This is a genomic window from Rubritepida flocculans DSM 14296 (genome assembly GCF_000425365.1).
Taxonomy (GTDB): Bacteria; Pseudomonadota; Alphaproteobacteria; order Acetobacterales; family Acetobacteraceae; genus Roseococcus; species Roseococcus flocculans.
Genome location: NZ_AUDH01000022.1, coordinates 26,946 through 52,564, shown reverse-complemented (window position 1 = coordinate 52,564; position 25,619 = coordinate 26,946). Strand labels below are relative to the sequence as shown.

Annotated in this window: 24 protein-coding genes; 8 read left to right on the top strand and 16 right to left on the bottom strand. The window is 72.9% G+C overall.

All coding sequences use genetic code 11. The annotated features are described in order from the left end of the window. Positions 1-288: transposase (locus H596_RS0114685; RefSeq protein WP_027285524.1), on the top strand; the 288-nt coding region annotated here is incomplete at its 5' end. An 87-nt stretch (positions 289-375) separates the two neighbouring features. Here the strand turns inward: H596_RS0114685 and ppdK are convergent. From ppdK to pdxY, 6 genes are read right to left on the bottom strand one after another with little or no spacing between them, the layout of a single operon-like run. Then, positions 376-3,048, bottom strand: a complete 2,673-nt coding sequence (gene ppdK / locus H596_RS0114680; protein ID WP_027285523.1) for a pyruvate, phosphate dikinase — start codon at positions 3,046-3,048, stop codon at positions 376-378. 13 nt (positions 3,049-3,061) lie between these two features. Beyond that, entirely contained in the window at positions 3,062-5,236 is a 2,175-nt protein-coding gene (gene glyS / locus H596_RS0114675; protein ID WP_027285522.1) for a glycine--tRNA ligase subunit beta, read from the bottom strand. Position 5,237: 1 nt separating this feature from the next. Then, positions 5,238-5,624, bottom strand: coding sequence for a type II toxin-antitoxin system VapC family toxin (locus H596_RS0114670; RefSeq protein ID WP_245584023.1), 387 nt, complete (start codon positions 5,622-5,624; stop codon positions 5,238-5,240). Between the two features lie 2 nt (positions 5,625-5,626). Beyond that, positions 5,627-5,890, bottom strand: a complete 264-nt coding sequence (locus H596_RS0114665; protein WP_027285520.1) for a type II toxin-antitoxin system VapB family antitoxin — start codon at positions 5,888-5,890, stop codon at positions 5,627-5,629. 22 nt (positions 5,891-5,912) lie between these two features. Further along, entirely contained in the window at positions 5,913-6,782 is an 870-nt protein-coding gene (locus H596_RS0114660) for a glycine--tRNA ligase subunit alpha (RefSeq protein WP_027285519.1), read from the bottom strand. A 31-nt stretch (positions 6,783-6,813) separates the two neighbouring features. After that, positions 6,814-7,662 (bottom strand): pyridoxal kinase PdxY, encoded by an 849-nt coding sequence (gene pdxY, locus H596_RS0114655; protein WP_027285518.1) that lies wholly within the window; start codon positions 7,660-7,662, stop codon positions 6,814-6,816. Between the two features lie 110 nt (positions 7,663-7,772). On the opposite strand from pdxY, the gene H596_RS0114650 reads away from it, so the two are divergent. Then, positions 7,773-8,726, top strand: a complete 954-nt coding sequence (locus H596_RS0114650; RefSeq protein WP_027285517.1) for a Bug family tripartite tricarboxylate transporter substrate binding protein — start codon at positions 7,773-7,775, stop codon at positions 8,724-8,726. A 25-nt stretch (positions 8,727-8,751) separates the two neighbouring features. On the opposite strand, the gene H596_RS0114645 is transcribed toward H596_RS0114650, so the two are convergent. Together H596_RS0114645 and H596_RS0114640 are read right to left on the bottom strand one after the other, a co-directional pair. Then, the gene (locus H596_RS0114645) at positions 8,752-9,882 is read right to left on the bottom strand and encodes a CaiB/BaiF CoA transferase family protein (RefSeq protein ID WP_027285516.1); all 1,131 of its coding nucleotides are present in this window, start codon (positions 9,880-9,882) and stop codon (positions 8,752-8,754) included. Between the two features lie 2 nt (positions 9,883-9,884). Beyond that, positions 9,885-11,048: an acyl-CoA dehydrogenase family protein gene (locus tag H596_RS0114640; RefSeq protein WP_027285515.1), complete on the bottom strand. Its 1,164-nt coding sequence runs from the start codon at positions 11,046-11,048 to the stop codon at positions 9,885-9,887. Positions 11,049-11,135: 87 nt separating this feature from the next. On the opposite strand from H596_RS0114640, the gene H596_RS0114635 reads away from it, so the two are divergent. Next, positions 11,136-12,860: a hypothetical protein gene (locus H596_RS0114635; protein WP_027285514.1), complete on the top strand. Its 1,725-nt coding sequence runs from the start codon at positions 11,136-11,138 to the stop codon at positions 12,858-12,860. Here the strand turns inward: H596_RS0114635 and H596_RS21790 are convergent. After that, positions 12,850-13,800 (bottom strand): LysR substrate-binding domain-containing protein, encoded by a 951-nt coding sequence (locus H596_RS21790; RefSeq protein WP_051213124.1) that lies wholly within the window; start codon positions 13,798-13,800, stop codon positions 12,850-12,852. The two genes, H596_RS0114635 and H596_RS21790, sit on opposite strands and share 11 nt — an antisense overlap. 88 nt (positions 13,801-13,888) lie before the next feature. Between H596_RS21790 and chrA the strand changes: the two genes are divergently transcribed. Next, positions 13,889-15,214, top strand: a complete 1,326-nt coding sequence (gene chrA, locus H596_RS0114625) for a chromate efflux transporter (protein ID WP_027285513.1) — start codon at positions 13,889-13,891, stop codon at positions 15,212-15,214. On the opposite strand, the gene H596_RS0114620 is transcribed toward chrA, so the two are convergent. The 6 genes from H596_RS0114620 to H596_RS21775 all read right to left on the bottom strand — a co-directional run bounded on the left by H596_RS0114620 (position 15,195) and on the right by H596_RS21775 (position 20,808). Next, entirely contained in the window at positions 15,195-16,145 is a 951-nt protein-coding gene (locus H596_RS0114620) for a sterol desaturase family protein (RefSeq protein ID WP_245584022.1), read from the bottom strand. The genes chrA and H596_RS0114620 overlap by 20 nt on opposite strands. Continuing rightward, a complete protein-coding gene (locus H596_RS21785) occupies positions 16,142-16,891 on the bottom strand; it encodes a polysaccharide deacetylase family protein (protein WP_037301611.1) in 750 nt (249 codons plus the stop codon). Before H596_RS21785 ends, H596_RS0114620 begins: the two co-directional genes overlap by 4 nt. After that, on the bottom strand, positions 16,888-17,985 hold the full coding sequence (locus tag H596_RS21780) for a YVTN family beta-propeller repeat protein (protein ID WP_084602822.1): 1,098 nt from the start codon (positions 17,983-17,985) through the stop codon (positions 16,888-16,890). Before H596_RS21780 ends, H596_RS21785 begins: the two co-directional genes overlap by 4 nt. Before the next feature lie 93 nt (positions 17,986-18,078). Further along, a complete protein-coding gene (msrB, locus tag H596_RS0114605; RefSeq protein WP_027285511.1) occupies positions 18,079-18,462 on the bottom strand; it encodes a peptide-methionine (R)-S-oxide reductase MsrB in 384 nt (127 codons plus the stop codon). Between the two features lie 42 nt (positions 18,463-18,504). Then, positions 18,505-19,044: a peptide-methionine (S)-S-oxide reductase MsrA gene (gene msrA / locus H596_RS0114600; RefSeq protein WP_027285510.1), complete on the bottom strand. Its 540-nt coding sequence runs from the start codon at positions 19,042-19,044 to the stop codon at positions 18,505-18,507. A gap of 57 nt (positions 19,045-19,101) precedes the next feature. After that, on the bottom strand, positions 19,102-20,808 hold the full coding sequence (locus tag H596_RS21775) for a methyl-accepting chemotaxis protein (RefSeq protein WP_051213122.1): 1,707 nt from the start codon (positions 20,806-20,808) through the stop codon (positions 19,102-19,104). A 111-nt stretch (positions 20,809-20,919) separates the two neighbouring features. Between H596_RS21775 and glpD the strand changes: the two genes are divergently transcribed. From glpD to H596_RS0114575, 4 genes are all read left to right on the top strand, one after another. After that, positions 20,920-22,380: a glycerol-3-phosphate dehydrogenase gene (gene glpD / locus H596_RS0114590; protein WP_027285509.1), complete on the top strand. Its 1,461-nt coding sequence runs from the start codon at positions 20,920-20,922 to the stop codon at positions 22,378-22,380. 73 nt (positions 22,381-22,453) lie between these two features. After that, positions 22,454-23,236, top strand: a complete 783-nt coding sequence (otnI, locus tag H596_RS0114585) for a 2-oxo-tetronate isomerase (protein WP_027285508.1) — start codon at positions 22,454-22,456, stop codon at positions 23,234-23,236. A 35-nt stretch (positions 23,237-23,271) separates the two neighbouring features. After that, positions 23,272-24,147, top strand: coding sequence for a 2-hydroxy-3-oxopropionate reductase (locus H596_RS0114580; RefSeq protein ID WP_027285507.1), 876 nt, complete (start codon positions 23,272-23,274; stop codon positions 24,145-24,147). Between the two features lie 309 nt (positions 24,148-24,456). Then, the gene (locus H596_RS0114575) at positions 24,457-24,765 is read left to right on the top strand and encodes a hypothetical protein (protein WP_027285506.1); all 309 of its coding nucleotides are present in this window, start codon (positions 24,457-24,459) and stop codon (positions 24,763-24,765) included. Here H596_RS0114575 and H596_RS0114570 read toward each other — a convergent pair. Then, positions 24,746-25,597, bottom strand: coding sequence for an NAD(P)-dependent oxidoreductase (locus tag H596_RS0114570; protein WP_027285505.1), 852 nt, complete (start codon positions 25,595-25,597; stop codon positions 24,746-24,748). The two genes, H596_RS0114575 and H596_RS0114570, sit on opposite strands and share 20 nt — an antisense overlap. Positions 25,598-25,619 lie beyond the last annotated feature (22 nt).

The following is a 25,619-nucleotide window of genomic DNA, read 5'->3' as shown; positions in this document are numbered from 1 at the left end:
CTTGCGCCCGGCGACATAGTGATCTGCGACAATCTGCGATGCCACAAGTCACCGGGCGTGCGCGCCGCCATCGAGGCGCGCGGTGCCGAACTGCGCCACCTGCCGCCCTATTCGCCCGACATGAACCCCATCGAGCAGGTCTTCGCCAAGCTCAAGAACCTCGTCCGCGCCGCCGCGCCCAGGGACATCGAGGCCTTGTGGAACACCATCGGCCAGAGCCTCGAAGCCTTCACACCGAAAGAGTGCGCAAACTACTTCGCCCACTCAGGTTATCCACGGATGATGTGAAAATGGTCTAACCCGCCGCCACGCCGGGGGGAACAGGCTGCAGGAGCGGCCGTGGGGCCTATACGGGCGGCCCGCGACGCCGCCCGATCAGGCCGTGCGGTCCACGCCCCCCGCGTGCAGCGCCGCCTGCGCCGCGGCCAGCCGCGCGACCGGCACGCGGTAGGGCGAGCAGGAGACGTAGTCGAGGCCCACCGTCTCGCAGAACTGGATGGAGGCGGGGTCCCCGCCATGCTCGCCGCAGATGCCGAGCTTGAGCGCGTTCTTCACGCCCCGCCCCTTCTGCGCGGCGATCTCCACCAGCGCGCCCACCCCATCGGGGTCGAGCGAGACGAAGGGATCCTTGGGCAGGATGTTCTTCTCGACATAGGCGGGCAGGAACTTGCCCGCATCGTCGCGCGAGAGGCCGAACACCGTCTGCGTCAGGTCATTGGTGCCGAAGCTGAAGAAATCCGCGCTCTCGGCGATCTGGTTTGCGGTCAGCGCCGCGCGCGGCAGCTCGATCATGGTGCCCACCAGGTATTCGAGGCGCATCCCCGCCTCGGCGAAGACCGCCTCGGCCATGCGCTCCACCTCTGCGCGGGTGATGTCGAGCTCGCGCTTCGTCATCACCAGCGGGATCATGATCTCGGGCACCGGGGCGCGGCCCGTCTCCTTCGCCACCGCCACGGCGGCCTCGAAGATGGCGCGGGCCTGCATCTCGTAGATCTCGGGGTAGGAGATGCCGAGGCGGCAGCCGCGATGGCCGAGCATCGGGTTCGCCTCCGCCAGATCCTGCGCGCGGCGCTGCATGGCGGCGACCTCCACGCCCAGCCCTTCCGCGACCTCGGCGATCTCCTCCTCGGTGTGCGGCAGGAACTCATGCAGCGGCGGGTCGAGCAGGCGGATGGTGACGGGCAGCCCCGCCATGATGCGGAACAGCTCCGTGAAGTCCTGGCGCTGGAAGGGCAGCAGGCGCGAGAGCGCGGCGCGCCGGCCCTCCTCGTGCTCGGCCATGATCATCTGGCGCACCGCGCCGATGCGCTCGGGGTCGAAAAACATGTGCTCGGTGCGGCAGAGGCCGATGCCCTCCGCGCCGAACTTGCGCGCCGTCTCGGCATCCAGGGGCGTCTCGGCGTTGGCGCGCACCTTCATGCGGCGCACCTTGTCGGCCCATTCCATCAGCGTCGCGAAATCGCCCGAGAGCTGCGGCTCGATCATCGCCACCGCGCCGACGAACACCTCGCCCGTCGCGCCGTCCAGCGTGATGGTCTCGCCCGCGCGGATGATGTGCCCGCCGGCGGAGAGCGCCTGGGCCGTGTAGTCCACCGTGATGCCGCCCGCGCCCGCCACGCAGGGCCTTCCCATGCCGCGCGCCACCACCGCGGCGTGGCTGGTCATGCCGCCGCGGGTGGTGAGGATGCCCTTGGCCGCGTGCATGCCGTGGATGTCCTCGGGGCTGGTCTCGATGCGCACGAGGATCACGCTCTCGCCCTCGCGCGCGCGCAGCTCCGCCTCGTCGGCGCTGAAGACGACGATGCCCGAGGCGGCGCCGGGCGAGGCCGGCAACCCCTTGGAGAGCAGCTTGCGCGGCGCCTTGGGGTCGAGCGTGGGGTGCAGAAGCTGGTCGAGCGAGCCGGGGGCGACGCGCTTGATCGCCTCGCGCTCGTCGATCAGCCCCTCGCGGCACATGTCCACGGCGATCTTGAGGCTGGCGGCGGCGGTGCGCTTCCCGTTGCGCGTCTGCAGCATGTAGAGCCTGTTCTGCTGCACGGTGAACTCGATGTCCTGCATGTCCTTGTAGTGCTTCTCCAGCACCTCGCGGACGCGGACCAGCTCGGCGTAGGCCGCCGGCATCACCTCCTCCATCGGCTTCTCGCCGGGCTTGGCGCGGGCCTTGGACATGGGCTGCGGCGTGCGGATGCCCGCCACCACGTCCTCGCCCTGCGCGTTCACCAGGTATTCGCCGTAGAAGACGTTCTCGCCCGTGGAGGGGTCGCGGGTGAAGCACACGCCCGTGGCGCAGTCCTCGCCCATGTTGCCGAACACCATGGCCTGCACGTTCACCGCCGTGCCCCATTCGGCCGGGATGTCGTGCAGCTTGCGGTAGGTGATGGCGCGCTGGTTCATCCAGGAGCCGAAGACCGCGCCGATGGCGGCCCAGAGCTGGGCCTCGGGATCCTGCGGGAAGGGGGCGCCGGTGGCGTCCTGCACGGCCTCCTTGTAGCCGGCGATGACCTCCTTCCAGTCCTCGGCCGTCAGCGCCGTGTCCTCGATCACGCCGCGGTCGAGCTTCACCGCCTCGATGATCTCCTCGAAGCGGTGGTGATCCACGCCGAGCACCACGCCGCCGAACATCTGGATGAAGCGGCGGTAGCTGTCCCAGGCGAAGCGCGGATCGCCCGAGGCGCGGGCGAGCCCCTCCACCGTCGCGTCGTTCAGGCCGAGGTTGAGCACCGTGTCCATCATCCCCGGCATGGAGACGCGGGCACCGGAGCGGACGGAGACGAGCAGCGGCTTTTCCGTGTCGCCGAACTTCAGGCCCACGGCCTGTTCGACGCGCGCCAGCGCCGCCTTCACCTGGCCGGCGAGCTCGGGCGGGTACTGGTTGCCGTTCTCGTAGTAGTGGGTGCAGACCTCGGTGGTGATGGTGAAGCCGGGCGGCACGGGCAGGCCGATGCTGGCCATTTCCGCGAGGTTCGCGCCCTTTCCGCCCAGGAGGTTGCGCATGTCCGCCCGGCCCTCGTTGTGGCCGGCGCCGAAGCTGTACACCCACTGCGTCATGTGCCGCTGTTCCTCAGGCTTCGATCTTCGACAGGTCGGCCACGGCGTCCATCGCCGCGCGCAGGCGCGAGAGTAGCCGCAAACGGTTTTTCCGGAAGGCCGGGTCGTTCACCAGGATCTTCTCGAAGAAGGCGTCGGTGGGGGCGCGCAGCGCGGCGAGCGCGGCCATGGCGCCCGCGAAATCCTCCCGCGCGAGGCATGCCCGACTCTCCGCCTCGGCCTTGGCGAGGGCGGCGTTGAGCGCCTGCTCCTCCGGTGCGGCGAGGGCGGCCTCCTCCACCGGCCCGTCATGCGGGCCGTCCTTCTTCTCCTCGGCGCGCAGGATGTTCTGGGCGCGCTTCCAGGCGGAGAGCAGATTGGCGCCGGTGTCCGACTCGACGAGGCTCTTCAGCGCCTCGGCGCGGGCGAGGATGCGGGTGATGTCGTCGTCCTCGCCGGTGGCGGCGGCCACCACGTCATGGCGCAGCCCCTCGGCGCGGAGCTGCACGCGCAGGCGGTCGAGGAGGAAGCCGCGCACCTCCCGGTTGATCTCCGCCGCGTCGAAGGGGAACTCGGCCTCGAGCGGGCGTGGCGCCGCCCCCGCCGCCTCCAGCGCGGCCTCCAGCTTCACGAGCGGCAGCATCAGCGTGGCCGCGATGGAGGCCAGCAGCGAATGCGTCAGGTCCACCGGCCTCGCGGAGACATCGCCGAGCAGGGCATGGGTCAGAACGGGCGCAAGCGGCAGGCGCAGCCCGTTCTCCCGGATGATCCGGACCACCCCGATCCCCGCCCGCCGCAGCGCATAGGGATCGCCCGAGCCCGTCGGCTTCTCGCCCACCGCGAAGAAGCCCGCGAGCTGATCGAGCTTGTCCGCCAGCGCCACGGCCACCGCCACCGGCTCGCGCGGCACGTCGTCGTTCGGGCCGAGCGGGCGGTAGTGCTGCGCGATCGCCTCCGCCACGCGCGGATCCTCGCCCTGGTGCCGGGCGTAATGCCCGCCCATGATCCCCTGCAGCTCCGGGAACTCGCCCACCATGCCGCTCGCGAGATCGGCCTTGCACAGCCGCGCCGCGCGTTCGGCCAGCGCGGGATCGGCGCCGACCATCGGCGCCAGATAGCCCGCGAGCCGGGCGATCCGCTCCACCCGCTGCCCCTGGGTGCCGAGCTTCGCGTGGAAGGTCACGCCATCCAGCTTCGGCAGGAACTCCTCCAGGCGGTGCTTGCGGTCCTGGTCCCAGAAGAAGCGCGCATCCGAAAGCCGCGCGCGCAGCACGCGCTCATTGCCCGCCACCAGCGCGCGCCCGCCATCGGCCGCGGCGATGTTCGCCACGAGAGCGAATCTGTTGGCCGGCCGCCCGTCCGGGCGGCGCAGCGCGAAATAGCGCTGGTTCACGCGCATCGAGGTGCGCATCACCTCGGCCGGCAGGTCCATGAAGGCGTCGTCGATGGAACCCAGCAGCGGCACCGGCCATTCGACGAGGCCCGCCACCTCGGCGAGCAGCCCCTCGTCCGGCACCACCTCCAGCCCCTCGGCGGCGGCGAGGCGCGCCACGCCCTCGCGGATCATCGCCGCGCGCTCCGCCGCGTCCAGGATCACGAAGCGCTCGCGCAGGCGGGCCGCGTGATCGGCCGCGGAGGCGACGGCGAAGGAGCCGGGCGCATGGACGCGATGGCCCTCCGTCTCCGCGCCCGCCACAATGCCATGCGCCGCATCCTCGCCGCGCGCCAGCGCCACTGGCACGGGCCGGCCGTCGAGCAGGCAGAGGATGCGCTGCAGCGGCCGCACCCAGGTGAAGTGGGAGAGGCCCCAGCGCATGGATTTCGGCCAGGGGAAGGACCAGAGCAGCTCCGGCAGGGCGCGGTGCAGCAGCGCCTCGGCGGTGACGGTCTCGCCCGGCTTCACGAGAACGAGGAAGCCGTTCCGCTCCACCAGCATCTCGCGCCTGGCCTCGTGCTTCCTGAGGAAGCCGGCCAGCGCCTGCTCGGGCGCGCCGATGCGCGGCCCGCGCTCCTCCCTGGCCGGGGTCTCGGCCGAGAGCGCCATCTCCGCCACCAGCCCGATGCGGCGCGGGCCGTGGAAGCCGCGCGGCGGGCCCTGGATGAGCGGGGCGAAGGCGCCCGCGGCGAGGCGGCAGAGATCCTCCGCGGCGCGGGCCTGCATGCGCGCGGGGATTTCCTCGGTCAGCAGTTCGATCAGGAGTTCAGGCACGTCAGAGGGCCGCCTTCACATCGGTCTGGGAGAAATCCGCGCCCTTGTAGAGCAGGGCGGCGCCGGTCATCTGCGCCAGCGCATAGGAGAAGCAGTCGCCGAGGTTCAGCCCGGCCGGATGCCGCCCGCGGCCGTAGCGCCGCCAGGCTTCGCGGGCGGCCTGGGCCACCTCCTCCGTCACCGGCTGCACGCGCAGGGCGAGGCGGCGCAGCAGCTCGTCCAGCTCCGCGCCCGCGGCCGGGCCGGCGCGTCCTTCCACCACCATGGTCAGCTCCACCAGCGTCGCCGCGGACATCTGCGCCCCACCCTCCTCGGCGAGGATGGCGCGCAGGAAGGCAGGGCCCTCCGGCTCGCCGAAGATGATGGCCGCGAGGGCGGAGGTGTCCACGATCACTTGGGCAGGCCGGCGTCGTCGTAGAGCTCGGCATGGTCGCTGCGCCGCTGCTCCGGCGGGACCATGGCGGAGATGCGCTCGGCGATGGCCATGATGGCGGCGAAGCGCGCCTCCTGCTCGGCCGCCTTCTGGCGCGCCCGCTCGGCGCGGCGGGCGCGCACCGCATCGCGCAGCGCGCCGACGACGCTGGTGCCCAATTCGGCCGCCAGCGCCTTGGCCTCGGCGATGAGTTCCTCGTCCTTGATGTTCAACTGGCCCATGGTAGAAGCATCCAAACGCTTTCTACCATCGGTCTCCGCCGCCCGCCAGCCAGGCCTCGCAGCAGGCCTTGGCCAGCGCCCGCACCCGGCCGATATAGGCCGCACGCTCGGTCACGCTGATCGCGCCGCGCGCGTCCAGCAGGTTGAAGCGGTGGCTCGCCTTGATGCAGTGGTCATAGGCCGGCATGGCGAGGCCCTTCGCCACCAGCGCATGGCACTCCTGCTCCGCCTCCTCGAACTGGCGCGTCAGCAGCGCCACGTCCGCGTGCTCGAAATTGTGGGCGGAGTATTCGCGCTCGGCGCGCAGGAACACGTCGCCATAGGTCACGCCCGCGTCGTTGAAGCGCAGCGCATAGACGTTCTCCACGCCCTGGATGGTCATGGCCAGGCGCTCGAGCCCGTAGGTCAGCTCGCAGGAGGGCACCTCGCAGGCGATGCCGCCCACCTGCTGGAAATAGGTGAACTGCGTCACCTCCATGCCGTCGCACCACACCTCCCAGCCCAGGCCCCAGGCGCCGAGGGTGGGGCTTTCCCAGTCATCCTCCACGAAGCGGATGTCGTGCAGCGCGGGGTCTATGCCGAGGGCGCGGTAGCTCTCCAGCAGCAGGGATTGCGGGTCGCGCGGGCTGGGCTTCAGGATCACCTGGTACTGGTAGTAATGCTGCAGCCGGTTCGGGTTCTCGCCATAACGCCCGTCGGAGGGCCGGCGCGAGGGCTGGACATAGGCGGCGCTCCAGGGCTCGGGGCCCAGGGCGCGCAGCGTCGTCGCCGGGTGGAAGGTGCCCGCGCCCATTTCCATGTCGTAGGGCTGCAGGATCAGGCAGCCCTGGCTCGACCAGTAGGCGTGCAGGCGCAGGATGATGTCCTGGAAGCTGGGCGCGGCGGGATTCATGGCGCGCTGTGTAGCCCTGGGGCGCGGCCCGTCAAAGGGGCTCGGCGGGGAAGAGGCGCGAGGGGGAGACGAACTCCTCCTGCGCCGCCACGGTGAGGATTTCGCGCGATCCCGCCTCGGCGGTGCGGCGCAGCAGCCCGAACACCGAGGAGGCGGCCAGCGAGAGCGCCCGCCCCGCCTCCCCGCTGGCCAGGCGATGGAACAGGAACAGCGCGGCGATGGCGTCCCCCGCCCCGTTCACGGAGATGGGCAGCCGCGGCGTCAGCACGCGCCAGAACCGCCCGCCCTCGGCGGCGAGCAGGGCGATCTCGCCCTCGCCCACCCCGGCCACGTCGCAGCTCGTCAGCATCACGCAGCGCGGGCCCATGGCCTGCAGCGCCGCCATCGCCGCCTTGGCGGAGGCGAGGTCGCGCACCTCGCGCCCCGTCAGCCATTCCAGCTCGAAGCGGTTGGGGGTGGCGATGTCGGCCATCGGGATGGCGCGGTCGCGCAGGAATTCCGGGATGCCCGGGCGCACGAAGACGCCGCGGCCCACATCGCCGATCACCGGGTCGCAGCAGTAGAGGGCGGCGGGGTTGTGGGCGCGGGCGCGCGCCACCGCGTGCAGGATGGCCTCGCCGATCTCCGCCCCGCCCATGTAGCCGGAGAGCACGGCGTCGCAGCGCGCCAGCGCGCCGCGCTCCTCGATGCCCTGCACGCAGTCCCGCACCAGCCCCGCGTCGAAGACCTGGCCGCGCCAGGCGCCATAGCCGGTGTGGTTGCTGAACTGCACGGTGTGGATGCCCCAGACCTCGGCGCCGAGCCGCTGCAGGGGGAAGATGGCCGAGGCGTTGCCCACATGCCCGTAGGCCACCCAGGACTGGATGGAGAGGATGTTCATCGCGCCGCCCGCATAGCCGCGCGCGGCGCGCCCGGGAATCCCGACGCTTGCGGATGGCGCGCGCGCAATGCCACGCTCATCCGACGGGAGAATTCCAAGGGAGACCACGCATGAGACGCCTCCTCGCCCTGCTGCTTCTGCTCTCGCCGGGCCTCGCCGCCGCCCAGGCCTGGCCCGAGCGGCCGGTGCGCGTCATCGTCCCCTTCCCGCCCGGCGGCGGCACGGAGGCGGTGGCGCGGCTGCTGGCGCAGCATTACCAGGAGGCGTTCGGCCAGCCCTTCGTGGTGGAGAGCCGCTCCGGCGCCTCGGGCATGCTGGGCACCGAGATGGCGGCGCGCGCCGCGCCCGACGGCTACACGCTCGCGATGACGGCGAGCGGGCCGCTCTCCATCCTGCCGCAGATGCTCCAGGCCGGCTATGACCCGATCCGCAGCTTCGAGCATGTGCTGCTGCCCTCGGTCACGCCGCTGCTGCTGGTGATGCCCCCGAACCGCGCGCCCAACACCGTGCGCGAGCTGGTGGCCTGGGCGCAGTCCCGCCGCGGGCAGGTGAACTACTGCTCGATCGGCGTGGCCTCGCCCTCGCACCTCTCGGCCGAGATGTTCGCCCGCGCCATGGGCATCGAGATGACGCACATCCCGCACCGCGGCTCGGGCCCCGCGCTGACGGACACCATCGGCGGCCATTGCGACCTGCTCTTCGACAGCACCGCCTCCTCGGGGCCGCATGTGCGGGCGGGGCGGCTCAAGGCGCTCGGCATCACCACCCGCGAGCGGCTGCCCTCCTGGCCCGAGCTGCCCACCATCGCCGAACAGGGCGCGCCGGGCTACGCGACCCAGACCTGGTCGGGCCTCGTCGCGCCCGCGGGCACGCCGGCGGCCATCGTGCAGCGGCTGAACGAGGAAGGCCGCCGCTTCGCCGCCAGCCCGCGCGAGCGCGAGCGCATCGTGAGCCAGGGCGGGCTGCCCATGGACCTCACCCCCGCCCAGTTCCGCGAGTTCCTGCAGGGCGAGATCGCGGCCTGGGGCGCGGTGATCCGGGCGGGGAACATCCGCGCCGAGTGAGCGGCGGGCCGGGTGGCCGCCCCCCTCAGCCCGCGAACTCGGCCCGCACCTTCGCGTTGTGCTCGCCGAGCCGCGGCACGGGGCCGAGGGCGCGCGGCCCGTCGCTGAAGCGCGCCGCCGGCGCGGCGAGCGAGACGGGCCCCTTCTCCGTCTCCACCGTCACGCGCCGCAGCGCCGGGTGGCGCGCCAGCCCGTCCACGCCGTTGACGAAGCCGTAGGCGGTGTTGGCGGCGGTGAGCTTCGCGACGCATTCCTCGCGCGTGCGGGCGGCGAAGACGGCGGCGATGTGCGCGTCCACCGCCTCGCGATTGGCCACGCGCTCGAGGTTGCGCCGCCAGCCCTCGCGCTCGATCAGCGCGGGCTCGTCGAGGAAATGGGTGGCGAAGAGCGCCCATTCGCGCTCGTTCTGGATGGAGATGAGGATCAGCGCGCCGTCCTTCGTCGCGAAGGCGCCATAGGGGCAGAGCGAGGGGTGCGCGAGGCCGATGCGCGGCGGCGCGCGGCCCGTGCCCTCGAAATAGAGCAGCGGGACGTTCATCCAGTCCGCCATGCCGTCGAAGAGGCTGACGGCGATGCCCTTGCCGCGGCCGGTGATGCCGCGCTCGATCAGCGCCTCCAGAACGGCGGCGTGCGCGTTCATCCCGCAGGCGATGTCGCAGGCCGAGACGCCGACGCGCCCGGGCCCCTCGGGCCGCCCGGTGACGCTGCAGAGCCCGCTCTCCGCCTGCACGAGCAGGTCATAGGCCTTCATGCCGGCATAGGGGCCGTCCTCCCCGTAGCCCGAGATGTCCACCGTGATCAGGCGCGGGTGCTTCGCGCGCAGCTCGGCCGAGCCGAAGCCCGCGCGCGCCATGGCGCCGGGGGCGAGGTTCTGGATGAACACGTCGGCGCGCGCGAGCATGCGCGCGAGCAGCGCCTTGTCCTCCTCCGCCTTGAGGTCGAGCGTGACGCTCTCCTTGCCGCGGTTGAGCCAGACGAAATAGGTGGAGAGCCCGTTGCAGGCGGCGTCGTAGCCGCGGGCGAAATCCCCCTCCGCGCGCTCGATCTTGATGACGCGCGCCCCCGCGTCCGCGAGCTTGGCCGAGCAGGTGGGCGCGGCCACCGCCTGCTCCATGGAGACGACGAGCAGCCCCTCGAGCGGCTTTCCGGGCGTCATGCTCAGTAGCTCCTCGGCATGCCGAGCACATGCTCGCCGATGTAGGAGAGCACGAGGTTGGTGCTGATCGGCGCCACCTGGTAGAGCCGCGCCTCGCGGAACTTGCGCTCCACGTCGTATTCCTCGGCGAAGCCGAAGCCGCCATGGGTCTGCACGCAGGCCTCGGCCGCCGCCCAGGCGGCGTCGGCGGCGAGCATCTTGGCCATGTTCGCCTCCTCGCCGCAGGGCAGCCCGGCCTCGAACTTCGCAAGCCCCTTCTGCAGCAGCGCCTCGGCCGCGCGCATCTGCGCGTAGGCGCGCGCGATGGGGAACTGCACGCCCTGGTTCGCGCCGATGGGCTTGCCGAACAGCACGCGCTCCTTCGAATAGGCGACGGATTTCGCGGTGAACCACTTGGCGTCGCCGATGCTCTCGGAGGCGATGAGCAGCCGCTCGGCGTTCATCCCGTCCAGGATGTAGCGGAAGCCCCTGCCCTCCTCGCCCACCAGGTTCTCGGCCGGCACCTCCATGTCCTCGAAGAACACCTCGCAGGAGTTGTGGTTCATCATGGTGCGGATGGGCCGGATGGAGAGGCCCTTCGCGCGGCGCATGTCCACGATGAAGGTGGAGAGGCCCTCGGTCTTCTTCGCCACCTGATCGCGCGGGGTGGTGCGCGCGAGCAGCAGCATCAGGTCCGAGTGCTCGGCGCGGCTGGTCCAGATCTTCTGGCCGTTGACGATGTAGCGGTCCCCTTCGCGGCGGGCGAAGGTGCGCAGGCTGGTGGTGTCGGTGCCGCTGGTGGGCTCGGTCACGCCGAAGGCCTGCAGGCGCAGCTCCCCGCTCGCGATGCCGGGCAGGTAGCGGCGCTTCTGCTCGGGCGATCCGTGCTTGAGGATGGTGCCCATGATGTACATCTGCGCGTGGCAGGCCGCGCCGTTGCAGCCCTCGGCGTGGATGGTCTCGAGAATGGCGGCGGCGGCCGAGAGCGGCAGCCCCGCCCCGCCATACTCCTCGGGGATGAGGGCGCCGAGATAGCCCGCCTCGGTCAGCGCGCGCACGAACTCGGTGGGGTAGCCGCGGCGGGCGTCCAGCGCGCGCCAGTACTCGCCGGGGAAGCGGGCGCAGAGCTTGCGCACCTCCTCGCGGATTTCGGCGTGGGCGTCGGTCCCGGTCAGCGGCTGGTCCATGGGCGGTCTCCTCCTCCCCTCGTTTACGCCGGCCGGGGCGCGGCCTAAACCCCCGGCCGCCGCCAGGGGCGAAGAAGGGGGCGAGGCATGAGGGATTCCGCGCGCGGCGGGTGGTGGGCGCTCTCGCTCGGGCTCGCCGGAATCTATGTCTGGCTCGCCGCGCGGATGCCGCTGACGGCCGTGCCGCCCGCGGGGCATGACGATGCGCTCTTCGTCAGGCTCGGCATGGAAATCCTGAGCGGGCAGTGGCTCGGCCCCTACACGCAGATGACGCTGGCCAAGGGGCCCTTTTATCCGCTCTTCGTCGCCGTCGCGGCCTTTCTCGGCCTGCCCATACTGGCCGCCCAGGCGATGCTGCACGCGGCGGCGGCGCTGGTGCTGGCGCGCGCGCTGCGGCCCTGGCTGGGCGGCGAGGGGCCGGCGCTGCTGCTCTTCCTTCTGGTGCTGGCCAATCCGCTCGGCTTCGCGAGCGATCAGATGCGCGTGATCCGCGAGGGGATCTACACGCCGCTGACGCTGCTCGTGCTCGGGCTCGCGGTCTGGACCATCCGGCTTCGCCATGGCCCCTGGCGGCCGGCGCTGCTCGCCGCTTCGGGGCTCGGCGCCGCGCTGGCGGGGTTCTGGCTGACGCGCGAGGAGGGGCCCTGGCTGCTGCCCGCGCTCGCCGCCGCGCTGCTCCTCGTCCTCGCGCATGACGGGCGGGACGCGGAGCGGCGCGTCCGCTGGCGGCGCAGCCTGGCCAGCGCGGGGGTGGCCGCACTCGTCGCCTGGGGCGGGGTGGGGCTGTTCCAGGCCGCGAACTGGCTGCGCTACGGCGTGGCCGACATCGTGGAGTTCAAGCAGCGCGAGTTCGTCTCCGCCTATGCGGCGCTGACGCGCATCTCCCCGCCCGGCCCGGTGGCGCGCCATGTGGTGGCCACGCCCGAGACCCTCGCGCTGGCCTACGAGGTCAGCCCCGCGGCGGCGGAACTCGCGGCCCCCCTCGCCTCGCCCCTGCACACGGGCTTCATCGCGCATGGCTGCGAGGTCTATCAGGTGAACCCCTGCGACGGGGCGAGCCGCGCGGCCTGGTTCATGTGGGCGCTGCGCGAGGCCGCCGCGGCGGCCGGCGTTCACCGCGACGCGCGGACGGCCCGCGCCTTCTACGGCCGCCTCGCGGCCGAGGTGAACGCGGCCTGCGACGCCGGGCGCATTCCCTGCGGCCCGCCGCGCCACGGCATGGCGCCCCCCTTCGACTGGCGCGCCCTGCCCCTCAAGCTCGCGCGCAGCCTGGAGGGGCTGCGCCTCATCGCCCTGCTGCCCCAGGTCGCGCCGCCGCGCGAGGCGCTCTCCTGCTACACCGAGAATTGCGGGGCCAGCAGCCCGACGGGCCGCTTCCTCTCGGCGGTGCACAGCACCCTGTTCCAGCCGCTGCCCATTCTGGAGATGGTCGGCTTCCGCCCTGCCGAGAACCCGCCGCCGCCGAGCCTCGACATCCTGGCCTACCGGGCGCTGCGCGGGCCGCTGGCGGCCGCCATCGAGGCCTATCGCCTTCTCGTCGCGGCGCTGCTCGCCCTCGCCCTGCCCTCGCTCGCGCTCGCGCTGCCGCTGGCCTGGCGGCGGCGGCGGGCCGAGCCACTGCTGGCGGTGGCCTGCATCGCGGCGCTGGCGGTGGGCAGCCGCGCCTTCCTGCTCGCCTGGCTCGATGTGGCGGCCATGCCGGGCATCAACACCCTCTACCTCTGGCCCGCCCAGCCGCCGCTTGCGGTCTTCGCGCTCTGCGCGCCGCTGGCGCTGTGGCGGCTCTGGCGCGCGCCGAGGATCAGTCCCTGATCTTCGAGCCGGGCCTGAGCACCGTCACCGCGCTCTGCGCGTCCAGGATTTCGCCGATGGCGGTGCGCAGCAGGCGGATGTCGCGGATGCGGCCGAAGGAGGGGCGGTGGAACAGCGCCACCTCCCGGAAGAAGCGCCCGCCCTGGATGCGCCGATAGGCCACCATGTCGTCCAGCAGCGCCCCCACCTGGATGGCGAGCTGCGGCAGCAGCGAGACGCCCGCGCCGGCCGCGATCATCTGCCGCAGCGTCTCGAGGCTCGCCGCCTGCAGCTCGGGCGCGTTCTCGCGCAGGCGCTGCGGGCAGAGCTCGAGCGTCTGCTCGCGCAGGCAATGCCCCTCGGCGAGCAGGATGAGCTGCTCCATGGGGATGTCCTCGGCCATCACGCGCGGGGCGGTGGCGAGGGGATGGTCGCGCGGCACGGCGAGCGCCAGCTCCTCGCGGAAGAGGGGCAGCTCGATCAGCTCGGAGTCGCCCTGCGCCCCGGCGGCGAGCAGCGCATCCAGCTCGCCCTCCTCGAGCTGGCGCACGAGCTGGCGCGTCTGCCCCTCGTGCAGCATGAGCTGCAGCGCCGGGAAACGCTCGCGCAGCGGCTTGAGCAGGAAGGGCACGAGATAGGGGCCGAGCGTGGCGATCACGCCCAGGCGCAGCGTGCCGGTCAGCGGCTCCGCCCCCACCCGCACCACCTCGAACAGCCGCCGCGCCTCGGCCAGGATGCGCCTGGCCTGGGCGATGATCTCCTCGCCGCGGTGCGTCACCAGCACGCCGCGCGGGCTGCGCTCGAAGATCTCGACGCCGAGGTAGTCCTCGAGCTTGCGAAGCTGGCCGGAGAGGGTGGGCTGGCTCACCCCGCAGGCCTGGGCCGCGCGGCCGAAATGCCGCTGCTCGGCGACGGCCACGATGTATTCGAGATCGCGCAGGCTGAGGGCGGCGAGATTCATGCGGGACTCCCTGCGCAGAGGTTGCGCGCGGCGGGCGGCGCGCCGCAAGCCCTCGCGCCCCGGGCGGCGATGTGCCACAGCCCGCGGCATGACCGATGCGCCCGCCCCGCCCCTGCCCGCCTTCCGCGAGGCGCTCGCCGTCTGGGCGCGCATCGGGCTGCTCTCCTTCGGCGGGCCGGCGGCGCAGATCGCGCTGATGCAGCGCGAGCTGGTGGAGGAGCGCCGCTGGGTGAGCGACCGGCGATTCCTCCATGCGCTGAACTTCTGCATGCTGCTACCCGGGCCCGAGGCCATGCAGCTCGCCACCTATCTCGGCTGGCTGCTGCATGGCGTGAAGGGCGGGCTGGCGGCGGGGCTTCTGTTCATCGCGCCGGGGGCGGCGGTGATGCTGGCGCTCTCCTTCCTCTACGCAGCCCTCGGGCAGGTGCCCCTCGTCGAGGGGCTGTTCTTCGGGCTGAGCTGCGCGGTGCTGGTGCTGGTGGTCGAGGCGCTGCTGAAGGTGGCGCGGCGCGCGCTCTGCGGCGCGCTGCCCTGGGCGGTGGCGGGGCTCGCCTTCGCCGCGCTCTTCGTGCTGGGGCTGCCCTTCCCCCTCGTGGTGCTGGGCGCGGCGGCGATCGGCGCGCTGGCGCCGGGCGGCTTCGCCGGCGGCGGGCATGGCGGGGGCGAGAGGGTGCGACAGGCCGCGCTCGACGCCCTGCTGGCGCGCGAGCCGGGGCGGCTGGCCGCCATGGCGCCCGCCGCGCGGCGAGCGGGGCTGCTCTGCCTCGTGCTCTGGCTCTGGCCCGTGGCGCTCCTGCAGCCGGCGGGCGGGGTTTTCGCCGAGATCGGCCGGTTCTTCTCGCTCATGGCCGTCGTCACCTTCGGCGGCGCCTATGCGGTGCTCGCCTGGGTCGCGCAGGAGGCGGTGCAGGGCTATGGCTGGCTGACGCCGGCCGAGATGCTGGTGGGCCTCGGCCTCGCGGAGACGACGCCGGGGCCGCTCATCCTCGTGCTGCAGTTCGTGGGCTTCCTCGCCGGATGGGCGGCGCATGGCGGCTGGGGCGGGCTGGCCGGCGCGGCGCTGACGCTCTGGGTCACCTTCCTGCCCTGCTTCGCCTGGATCTTCCTCGGCGCCCCTCATGTAGAGGCGCTGCACGACCAGCCGCGGCTGCGCGGCGCGCTGGCGGGGGTGACGGCGGCGGTGGTGGGCGTGATCGCGAGCCTCGCGCTGTGGTTCGGCCTTCGCGTGCTGTTCGCGCGGATGACCCCCGGGCCGCTGGCGCTCGCCTGGCCCGATCCGCTCTCCGTGCAGCCGCTGGCGCTGGCGCTCGCCGCCCTCGCGGGGCTCTGCCTGTTCCGCTGGCGGCTCGGCGTGGTGCGCACGCTGGGGGTGGCCGCCGGGGCGGGGCTGCTGCTCAGGCTCGCCGGCCTCTGAGCGCGCGCCAGACCTCGCGCAGACCTGCCGCCTGCTGGCGCAGCCAGCCGCCCTCGACATAGGCGCGCGGCGCGCTCGGATCCCCGGTGCGGGGGTAGTGGTCGCGGCGGAAATCGGCCGTGCCGAAGATCCAGTCCCAGACCGGCAGCAGCACGCCGTAGTTCTTGCCCGTGCCGCCCGCGCTCAGCAGCCCGTGGTGCAGGCGGTGGAAGCGGGGCGAGACGACGAGCCGCTCCCCCAGCCAGCCGAAATCGAGCCGCACATTGGCGTGCGAGAGGCTCTCGGCGAGGCGCAGCACCATCAGGATGACGGGAAACTGCCCCGGCGGCACGCCGATCAGCACCGCGATGATCCCGAACCAGGCCGCGGCGATCGCGTCGTCCAGCACATGGTTGCGGTCATCGGTCCAGAAGGTCATCTGCGTCTGGGCGTGGTGGATGGAGTGCAGCGCCCACCACCAGCCGAACATGTGCTGGAAGCGGTGCCGCCAGTATTCCGCGAAGTCGAGCACCACGATGTAGAACAGCAGCGCGAGCAGCGGCGCCTCGCGCAGGAAGGGCAGGAAGGTCTCGAGCGTGGGCGGCACGAAGCCGGAATCCGCGATCCAGCCCTCGATGCGCGCCGAGGCGGCGAAGAACAGCACGAAGCCGAGCATGGGCAGGATGCCGAGCCGCACCAGCAGCGTGTAGGTCACGTCGGTCCAGACGCGGCGCCGGCTTTCCCAGCGCTCCACCGGCCGCCAGCGCTCCAGCGGCAGGCAGACGGCCATCACCACCAGCACCTGGATGGCGCCGAAGATGACGAAATCCATCCACTCGAAGGCCTCGTCCGCCCAGTCCATCAGGCCGAGCGCGTAGAGGGCGGGCTGCAGCCAGGCCTCGAAGAGCCAGCCGGTGAACAGGGTGTAGGCGTCGGCCAGGGTCTCGATCACGTGGGCCGTCCTTCGGGGGGGAGGGTCTCGAAGCGGAAGCCGCGCGCGAGCAGCCCCTCGAGCAGCGGGGCGAAGACGCCCGCGAAGGGCTCGCGGCGGGAGCGCACGCCCCAGTGCATCACCAGCACCTCGCCGTCGCGGATGCTGGCCAGCGCCCGGCGCAGCAGCGCGGCGTTGGGATGGGCGTCGGAGGGGAGTTCGTCGCCCAGGAAGCCGTTGGCGGTCCAGCCCTGGTGGGTCAGCCCGCAGGCGGCGGCCATGCGCCGCGCCTCGGGGGTGAGAATGCCGCCCGGCGCGCGCCAGAGCGGCAGCACCACCGCCTCGGGCACCATGCGGCGCAGCGCCTCGACGGGGCGGGAGAGCTCGGCGCAGAGGGCGGGCTGGTCCAGCACCTCCGCCCCCTCGTTGCGGCGCGAGACGTAGCGCGTGCGCCCCGGCCCCGCATCGCCCTGGAAATACCAGTGCCGCCAGGTGTGGGAGGCGAAGACATGCCCCTCGGCCGCGCGGGCGCGCCAGAAGGGAGCCCAGGATTCGTCGAGCTGCCGGTCGCCGCGGAAGGTCGGCTCATGGGCGACGAAGAGGGTGGCGCGCACGCCGAGGCGACGCATGGCGGCGGCGATCTCCTCCGCCTCGCGCGACCAGCCGGTGTCTATGGTGAGGTAGAGCCGGCCCGCCCGGCCCTGCGCCGCGGCGAGGCCGGGCAGGGCCAGCGCGGCGGCGGCCAGGGCGCGGCGCGGAAGCCTCATCGCCCCGCGGGCGCGGCCACGGGCTGGGCCGGCAGGCGCGGCGGCGCGGCGAGCGGCGCCGTGTGGGCGGGCGGGGCGCGCACCACGCTGCCCCCGGCGGTGACGGGCTGCGGCAGCGGGCGCGGGCCCGAGCGCGCGCCCGGCTCGGCGAAGGCGAAATCCGCCCCGAGCCCGGGCCGGCGCGGCATCACGAAGATGCCGTGCGGGCTGCGGCCCACGCGCATCTGCGCCTGCTCGCCCGTGCGCGGATCGAGCACCAGCACCCGCCCGATCCAGCGCAGCGTGGCGTAGAGCCGGCCCTCGCTGTCGAAGGCGATGCAGTCCGGCCCGCCGGGGATGTCGAAGACGCGAATCACCTCCAGCGTCTCGGCGTCCAGTTCCGCGATGCGGCTTTCCACGCGCGAGGTGGCGTAGAGGCGCCGCCCGTCCGGCGAGGGGAAGACGTTGTGCGCGCCGCGGCCCACGCGGAAGGCGGTGCGCACCTCGCGCGTCTCGGGGTCGAGGCTCACGAAGTCGTCGCGGCCCATCAGGCCGATGAGCAGGCGGCCGCGATGCCAGATGATGCCGGCGGGCTCGGGGCCCACATCCTGGATCCAGGCGGTCTGGCGCGTGGTCATGTCCACCGCCGCCACCTGGCCCGTGCCCTGCAGCGTCACATAGACCCAGCGGCTGTCGGGGCTGAAGGCGATGTGGCTCGGCTTGTCGGGCTGGCGGAAGCGCTGCAGCAGCGTCTTGGTTTCGGCGTCGTAGATGTCGATCTGGTCGCGCCGCAGGCTGGCCACCACGAAATACCGGCCATTGGGGCTGTATTCGAGGTGGTAGGGGTTGGACAGGCGCAGCCGGCGCAGCACCTCGCCCGAGGCGGGGTCGAGGAAGATCAGCTCATTGCCGCCGGAATCCCCCACCACCAGCTCCCGCCCATCGGGCGTGACGACGAGGTGGTGCACCTCGCGCAGCACCGGGATGCGGCGCAGCTCGGTGCGGGTCTGCGCGTCCAGCACGGAGATGGAGGCATCGCCCGAGTTCAGCACATAGACGAGATCGGCGCGCGCGGGGGACGCCAGGAACAGGGCCGCGGCCAGGAAACGCCACATGGCGGGGGTCCAGCAGAGGGGAATTTCAGTGAAGCCGAAACAGGCGGCGCTTTCAAGGCGTTGTGGCGGTTTTCCCCAGGCGGGGCCGCGTTGTCACGCCGCCGGTTCGAAGGCGAGCGCCGCGCCGTTGATGCAGTAGCGCAGCCCGGTGGGCGGCGGCCCGTCGGGGAAGACATGGCCCAGATGCCCGCCGCAGTCCGCGCAATGCACCTCGGTGCGGCGCATGAACAGGCTGTTGTCCTCCCGCTCGCCCACACGCCCCTGCACGGGCGCGGTGAAGGAGGGCCAGCCCGTGCCGCTGTCGAACTTCGCCGCCGCGTCGAACAGCGGCGCACCGCAGCCGGCGCAGCGGTAGAGGCCCGGGCGCTTCTCGCGGTTGAGGGGCGAGGTGCCGGCGCGCTCGGTCGCGTGTTCGCGCAGCACGCGGAAGGCGAGCGGGTCGAGCGCGGCGCGCCACTCGGCCTCGCTGCGCCGGATGGGGAAATCGTCGCGGGCGGGCTTCGGCTTGAAGAACACGGCTCATGCCCCGGCGCGGAGGAGGCGCGGGGCGAAGGCCTTGCGGAACTTCGCCAGCTTGGGCGCGATCACCGCCCGGCAATAGCCGGACCAGGGGTTGCGGTTGAAATAGTCCTGATGCTCCGGCTCGGCGGGCCAGAAGGCGCCGGCGGGGAGGAGCTCCGTCACCAGCGGCGCGCCCCAGAGGCCGGCGGCCTCCACCTCGGCCATCACGGCGCGCGCCACCTCCATCTGCTCCGGCGTCTCGGCCAGGATGATGGAGCGGTATTGCGGGCCCACGTCGGCGCCCTGACGGTCCTTCGTGGTGGGGTCGTGCAGGGCGAAGAAGATGCGCAGCAGATCGGCGTAGGAGACCACCTCCGGGTCGAAGCCGATGCGCACCACCTCGGCATGGCCGGTCTTCTTGCCGCAGACCTGCTCGTAGCTGGGGTTCGGCGTGTGGCCGCCGGCATAGCCGCTGACCACCTGGCGCACCCCGGCCACCTCGCGGTAGGCGGCGTCCAGGCACCAGAAGCAGCCGCCGCCGAGCGTTGCGAACTCCATCGCCGCATCTCCCCTCGCTGCGGGCGAGATGGGGATGCGGCGGGCGGGCGCAAAGGGTCAGGCCGCGCGCAGGCGCTGGGCGAGCGCGGCCACCTCCTCGCGCAGGTAGCGGCCGGACTGGTCGAGGCCGGTGGCGAGCTCGCGCAGGTCGCGCGCCGCGGCGTCGGTGCGTTCGACATCGCCCAGCAGCACGCGCGTCTCCGTGGAGATGGTGGTGGTGGCGCCCGCCGCCTCGGCCACGCGGGCGGCGATCTCGCGCGTCGCGTCGCCCTGCTGGGCCATGGCCTCGGCGATCGCGCCGCTGATCCCGTGCAGCTCCGTGATGGTGCCGGCGATGCCCCGAATGGCCTCGGCCGCGCTCTCGGTGGTGGCGCGGATGCCGCCGATCTGCGCGGCGATCTCCTCCGTCGCCTTGGCGGTCTGGGCGGCCAGCGCCTTCACCTCGCCCGCGACCACGGCGAAGCCCTTGCCCGCCTCGCCGGCCCGCGCCGCCTCGATGGTGGCGTTGAGCGCGAGCAGGTTGGTCTGCGCGGCGATGCTCTCGATCAGCCGCACCACCTCGCCGATGCGCTGGGCGGCGCTGGAGAGGCCGCGCACCGTCTGGTCGGTGGTCTGCGCCTCGCCCATGGCGCGGTCGGCGATGCGCGAGGCCTCGCCCACGCGGCGGGTGATCTCGGCGATGCTGCTCGACAGCTCCTCCGCCGCGGCGGCCACCGCCTGCACCTGGGCCGTCGCCCCATCGGCGCCTTCGCCCAGCGCGCCGGTCTGCCGCGTGGCGCGTTCGGCCGCGCTGGAGAGCAGTTCCGCGGCGGCGAGGGTGGCGGAGGCGCGCTCCTTCAACTGGGTGGAGGCGTCGCTCAGCGCGGCCTCCAGCGCCTCGGCGGCGCGGGCGGCGTCCGCCCGGCGCGCGGCCTCGGCCTGCTCGCGCTCGCGCTCCGACTCCAGGCGCAATTGCCGGGCCTCCAGCCGCGCGAGGCGCAGGGCTTCCAGATCCCGCGCCATGGCGCCGATCTCGTCGCGGCGGGCGGTGTGCGGCGTGGGCGCGTCCAGCTCACCCGCCGCCATCGTCTTCATCCGCGCGCGCAGCGCATCCAGAGGCCGAAGCTGAAGGCGCATCGCCCACCAGAAGCCGCCCGCAAGGACGAGCAGCAGCCCCAGCGCGACGGCCGCCTTGCGCGCGGCTTCCCGGTGCGCGGGGGCGTAGATCCCCTCGACGGCGTGGCCGACGAAGAGAAGCCCGATCTGCCTCCCCTGCGCGTCCCGGATGGGCTGGTAGATGGTCAGATGATCGCGCCCCAGGATGGTGTTGACGCCGCGATAGGTGCGGCCCGCGCCGATGGCCTCGCTGTGGGCGGGCCCGGGCGCGAGGCGCGTGCCGGTGGCGCGGCTGCCGTCCGGGCGCTGCACGGTCGTCGCGACGCGCTCCTCGCCGCGGAAGATGGTCGCCACGCCACCGCCGCGGCGGGAGACGATGTCCACCAGATCGTTCGCGCCCTCGATCACCCGCTCGCCGCGCGCGAGCTGGCCGCTCTCCGTCAGCCGCCAGGGCGCGGCGGCGGGGCCGGTCAGGGCTTCCAGCAGGGCGAGGTCGCGGTCGAGCCGCTCCTCCACCTCGGCCCAGGCGCGTTCGCGCGCGTCCATCACGGTCCAGGCGAGCAGCAGCCCCACGGCGAGGGCGACGCTGGCGATGCCGGCCAGCGCCACACGGGTGGCGAGGGTGAGGTCGGGCAGCCGCAGCCACCCCGCGAAACGATCTGTCGACATCCCGGCTCTCCGGTCGGTTGGTGAACCCGTCCGAGTCTAGCCTTGCAGGGTTAACGTGCGGTTGCGCGCCCCGCCCTGGACGCTCCGCCCCGCGCCCCCTAATCCCGCGCCATGCTGGGTTGCGACATCCTCGTCATCGGCGGCGGCGTGAACGGCGCGGGCATCGCGCGCGACCTCGCCGGCCGCGGCCATTCCGTGATCCTGGCCGAGCGGGGGGACCTCGCGCAGGCCACCTCCTCGGCCTCCTCCAAGCTCATCCACGGGGGGCTGCGCTATCTCGAGCTCTACGAGTTCCGCCTGGTGCGCGAGGCGCTGGCCGAGCGCGAGGTGCTGCTGGCCGCCGCCCCGCACATCATCTGGCCGCTGCGCTTCGTGCTGCCGCACCGGCCCGAGATGCGCCCGCGCTGGATGATCCGCGCGGGGCTCTTCCTCTACGACCACCTGGCGCGGCGCGTCTCGCTGCCCGGGGCGGAGGGGTTCCGCACCGCGGGCCACCCGCTCGCCGCGCCGCTTTCGCCCGCCATCACCCACGCCTTCGCCTATTCGGACGCCTGGGTGGAGGATTCGCGCCTCGTGCTGCTCTGCGCCCGCGACGCGGCGGATCGCGGGGCCGACATCCGCACCCGCACCGCCTTCGAGGAGGCGCGCCGCCACCCCGACCACTGGGAGGTGACGCTGCGCGGCCCCGACCGGAAGGGCGAGCGCATCCGCGTGCGCGCCATCGTCAACGCCGCCGGCCCCTGGGTGCAGCAGGCGCTGGACGCCGCCCAGGCCCCGAAGCCCGGCGCGGTGCGCCTCATCCGCGGCAGCCACATCGTCGTGCCGCGCCTCTACGAGGGGGAGCACGCCTACATCCTGCAGAACGACGACCGGCGCGTGGTCTTCGTCATCCCCTACGAGGAGCGCTTCTCGCTCATCGGCACCACCGACGTGCCGCATGAGGGCGACCCGGCCGAGGCCCGCTGCACGGATGAGGAGGCCGCCTATCTCTGCGCCGCCGTCTCGCGCCAGTTCGCGCGGGAGGTGCGGCCGGAGGAGATCGTCTGGCGCTATTCCGGCGTGCGCCCGCTCTACGACGACGGGGCCGAGAACCCCTCGGCCGTGACGCGCGACTATGTGCTGAAGCTCGACCGCGCGGGCGCGCCGCTGCTCAGCGTCTATGGCGGCAAGATCACCACCTTCCGCCGGCTCGCCGAGGAGGCGGCGGGGATGATCGGCGCCGCATTGGGCCGCGCCGGCACGCCCTGGACCGCCGCGGCGCGGCTGCCGGGCGGCGATCTGGGCGGCATGACCCACGCCGCCTTCGCCGCCGAGATGGCGCGCGCCCTGCCCTTCCTCGACCCCGCGCATCTGCCGCGCCTGGTGCGCACCCATGGCGCCCTGCTGCCCGAGGTCTTCGCCGGCGGGCGGGCGGGGGCGGATCTCGGCGCGGGGCTGACGGAGGCGGAGCTCGACTGGATGCGCGCGCGCGAATGGGCGCGCTCGGCCGAGGATGTGCTCTGGCGGCGCACCAAGCTCGGCCTGCACATGGCGCCCGAGGCCCAGGCCGCGCTGGCGGCGCGCTTCGGGTGATACGGCCGGGGGGTGTCCGCCCCCTGCCCCATCTGTTACCCCTCCCGCCCCGAACGTCCACGCGGAGCGCCCGATGCCGAAATTCGCCGCGAACCTCTCGATGATGTTCACCGAGCTGCCCTTCCTCGACCGCTTCGCCGCCGCCCGCGCGGCGGGCTTCGAGGCGGTGGAATTCCTCTTTCCCTACGAGCATCCGGCCGCCGAGATCGCGAAGCGCCTCGCCGACAACGGGCTGCAGCAGGTGCTGTTCAACGCACCGCCCGGCGACTGGGCGGCGGGCGAGCGCGGCACCGCCTGCCTGCCAGGCCGCCAGCAGGAGTTCCGCGACGGGATCATGCGCGCGCTCGACTACGCCGGCGCGCTCGGCTGCCCGCGGCTGCACGTGATGGCGGGGATGATCCCGCCCGGCGTGGCGCAGGGCACGCTGACCTCGCTCTACGCCATCAACCTCGCCTGGGCGGCGGAGCGGGCCATCGCCCAGGGCGTGAAATGCGTGATCGAGCCCATCAACCAGCGCGACATGCCGGGCTATGCGCTGACGGGCACGGGCAACGCCGTGCAGGTGATCGAGGCGGTGGGGCCCGAGCGCCTCGGCCTGCAGTTCGACCTCTACCACTGCCAGATCACCGAGGGCGACCTCGTGCCGCGCATGCAGGCGCTGCTGCCCTACATCGCCCACATGCAGGTGGCGGACACGCCGGGCCGGCACGAGCCCGGCACGGGCGAGGTGAACTGGCCCTTCGTCTTCGCCGCCATTGACGCGGCCGGCTATCGCGGCTGGATCGGCTGCGAATACCGCCCGAAGGGCGAGACGCTCGCCGGGCTCGGCTGGTTCGCGCCCTATCGGGCGGGCTGAGCGCCGCCCGAAGGATCAGAGGGAGACCGCACGACATGAACATCGCCTTCATCGGCCTCGGCATCATGGGCCTGCCCATGGCGCAGAACCTCGCCAAGGCCGGCCACGCGATCATCGCGCCCGAGCGCGCCAGCCTGAAGCCCGAGGCGCGGGCCGCCTTCACCATCGTCCACGACACGGCCGAGGCCGCGCGCCGGGCCGATGTCGTCATCACGATGGTGCCCGACACGCCCGATGTGGAGGCCGCGCTGTTCGGCCCCAAGGGTGTCGCCGAGGGGCTCGCGCCCGGCAAGCTCGTGATCGACATGTCCTCGATCAGCCCCACCGCCACCAAGGAGTTCGCCGCGCGCATCAACGCGCTGGGCTGCGACTACCTGGACGCGCCCGTCTCGGGCGGCGAGGTGGGGGCGAAGAACGCCGCGCTCACCATCATGGTCGGCGGGCCGGAGGCGGCCTTCGCCCGCGCCCTGCCGCTGTTCCAGGCCATGGGGAAGAACATCACGCTGGTCGGCCCCAATGGCGCGGGGCAGACAACGAAGGTGGCGAACCAGATCATCGTCGCGCTGAACATCGAGGCGGTGGCCGAGGCGCTGGTCTTCGCCTCCAAGGCGGGGGCGGACCCCGCCAAGGTGCGCCAGGCCCTGATGGGCGGCTTCGCCAACTCCCGCATCCTCGAGGTGCACGCCGAGCGGATGATCAACCGGACCTTCGACCCCGGCTTCCGCATCCGGCTGCACCAGAAGGACCTGAACCTCGCCCTGCAGGCGGCGAAGGAGCTGGGGGTGGCGCTGCCCAACACCGCCTCGGCCCAGCAGCTCTTCTCCGCCTGCGCGGCCATGGGCGGCGAGGGCTGGGACCATTCGGCCCTCGTCCAGGCGCTGGAGCGGCTGGCGAACCACAAGATCGGCTAGACAGAAACTGACACGGGGGCTCTGGCGCACGATCGGCATGCCGACCTCGCCACCAGCCAAACCACAGTGCCACAGTTTCATCCACGGCGGGTCGGCACGGCCGGTGGGTAACTGATACGGTCGGCATGACATGCCGACCGTATCGCGCGCAGAGTTGGTGTGGCGGCTGCGCGCGAAAACAAGGGCATACCAGCGGCCGCACCGGCTTCTCAGGAGGCGAAATCAGCGGCCGCTGGTATGACACATCCCCGCGCTTGCGGCGCGCCCCGGCCTGCCCTGCAATGGGCGGGCCGGGACTCTGGAGGAACCATGATCCGCGCCGCCCTGTTCAGCGCCCTGCTTCTCTTCCCCGCCGCGCTCGCCGCCCAGGAGATGCGCTGCTGGGTGCCCTATTCCGAGTTCGAGCCGCATGTGCGCCACTACGACGTGGCGCGCTGCCCCGGCGACGACCCCGCGCCCGACAAGGGCTTCTGCCGCATGGCGATCGAGGGCGAGCACATCACCGTCTATCGCTTCCAGCACGAGGCCGGAGGGGCCGAGACCTGCCTCGTCGCCGCGGAACGCCTGCGGATCGCGGAGTTCCTGCTGCGCTACGGACTCAGCTACCGCGCGCCCTGAGGAAGCGGTGGATGGCGGTGTTGTCGGCCTTCGCCCCCTCCGCCGCCACCGCCTCGGCCCACAGCGCGCGGCAGAGGTCGAGCAGCGCGCGCGGCGTGCCCGCGCCCTCGACCAGCGCGCCGGCCGTCTCCAGATCCTTGCGCATCAGGCCGAGCTGGAAGCCGCCGGCGTAGCGCCCGCTCGCGATCTCCTGCGCGAGCTTCGTCTCGCTCGCCACGTTGCGGCCGGAGGAGGCGTTGAGCACCCGCGTGAACACCCCGAGGTCGAGCCCCTCGCGCTCGGCGGCCAGCGCGGCCTCGCTCACGGCCAGCAGCCCCGCGGCATAGACGAAGTTGTTCAGCGCCTTCATCGCGTGCGCGCTGCCCAGCGCCCCGGTGCGGATGATGGCCTCGCCCATCGCGCGCAGCAGCGGCTCGGCGCGCAGGAAATCGGCCTCCTCGCCGCCCACCATGATGGCGAGGGTGCCCGCCCGCGCCTTGGGCACGGAGCCCGAGACGGGCGCATCCAGCATGGCCGAGCCCCGCCCGGCCAGCGCCGCGCCCCAGCGCCGCGTCTCGGCGGGCAGGCTGCTGCCCATGTCCACCACCAGCGAACCGGGCGCGAGGGCGGGCAGCAGCGCCTCCATCACGGCGGCGACGGCCCGGCTGTCGGGCAGCATCAGGATCACGGTGCGCGCGGCGCGCCCCACGGCCTCGGGCGCGGCCTCGGCCGGCACGCCGGGCAGGGTCACGCCCGCCGCATCGCAGGTGAGGAGGGGCACGCCCTTGGCGTGCAGGTTCTCCGCCATGGGCCGGCCCATCATGCCGAGCCCGATGAAGCCCACCTCTTCCATCCGCTTCCCCCCCTTGCCTGTG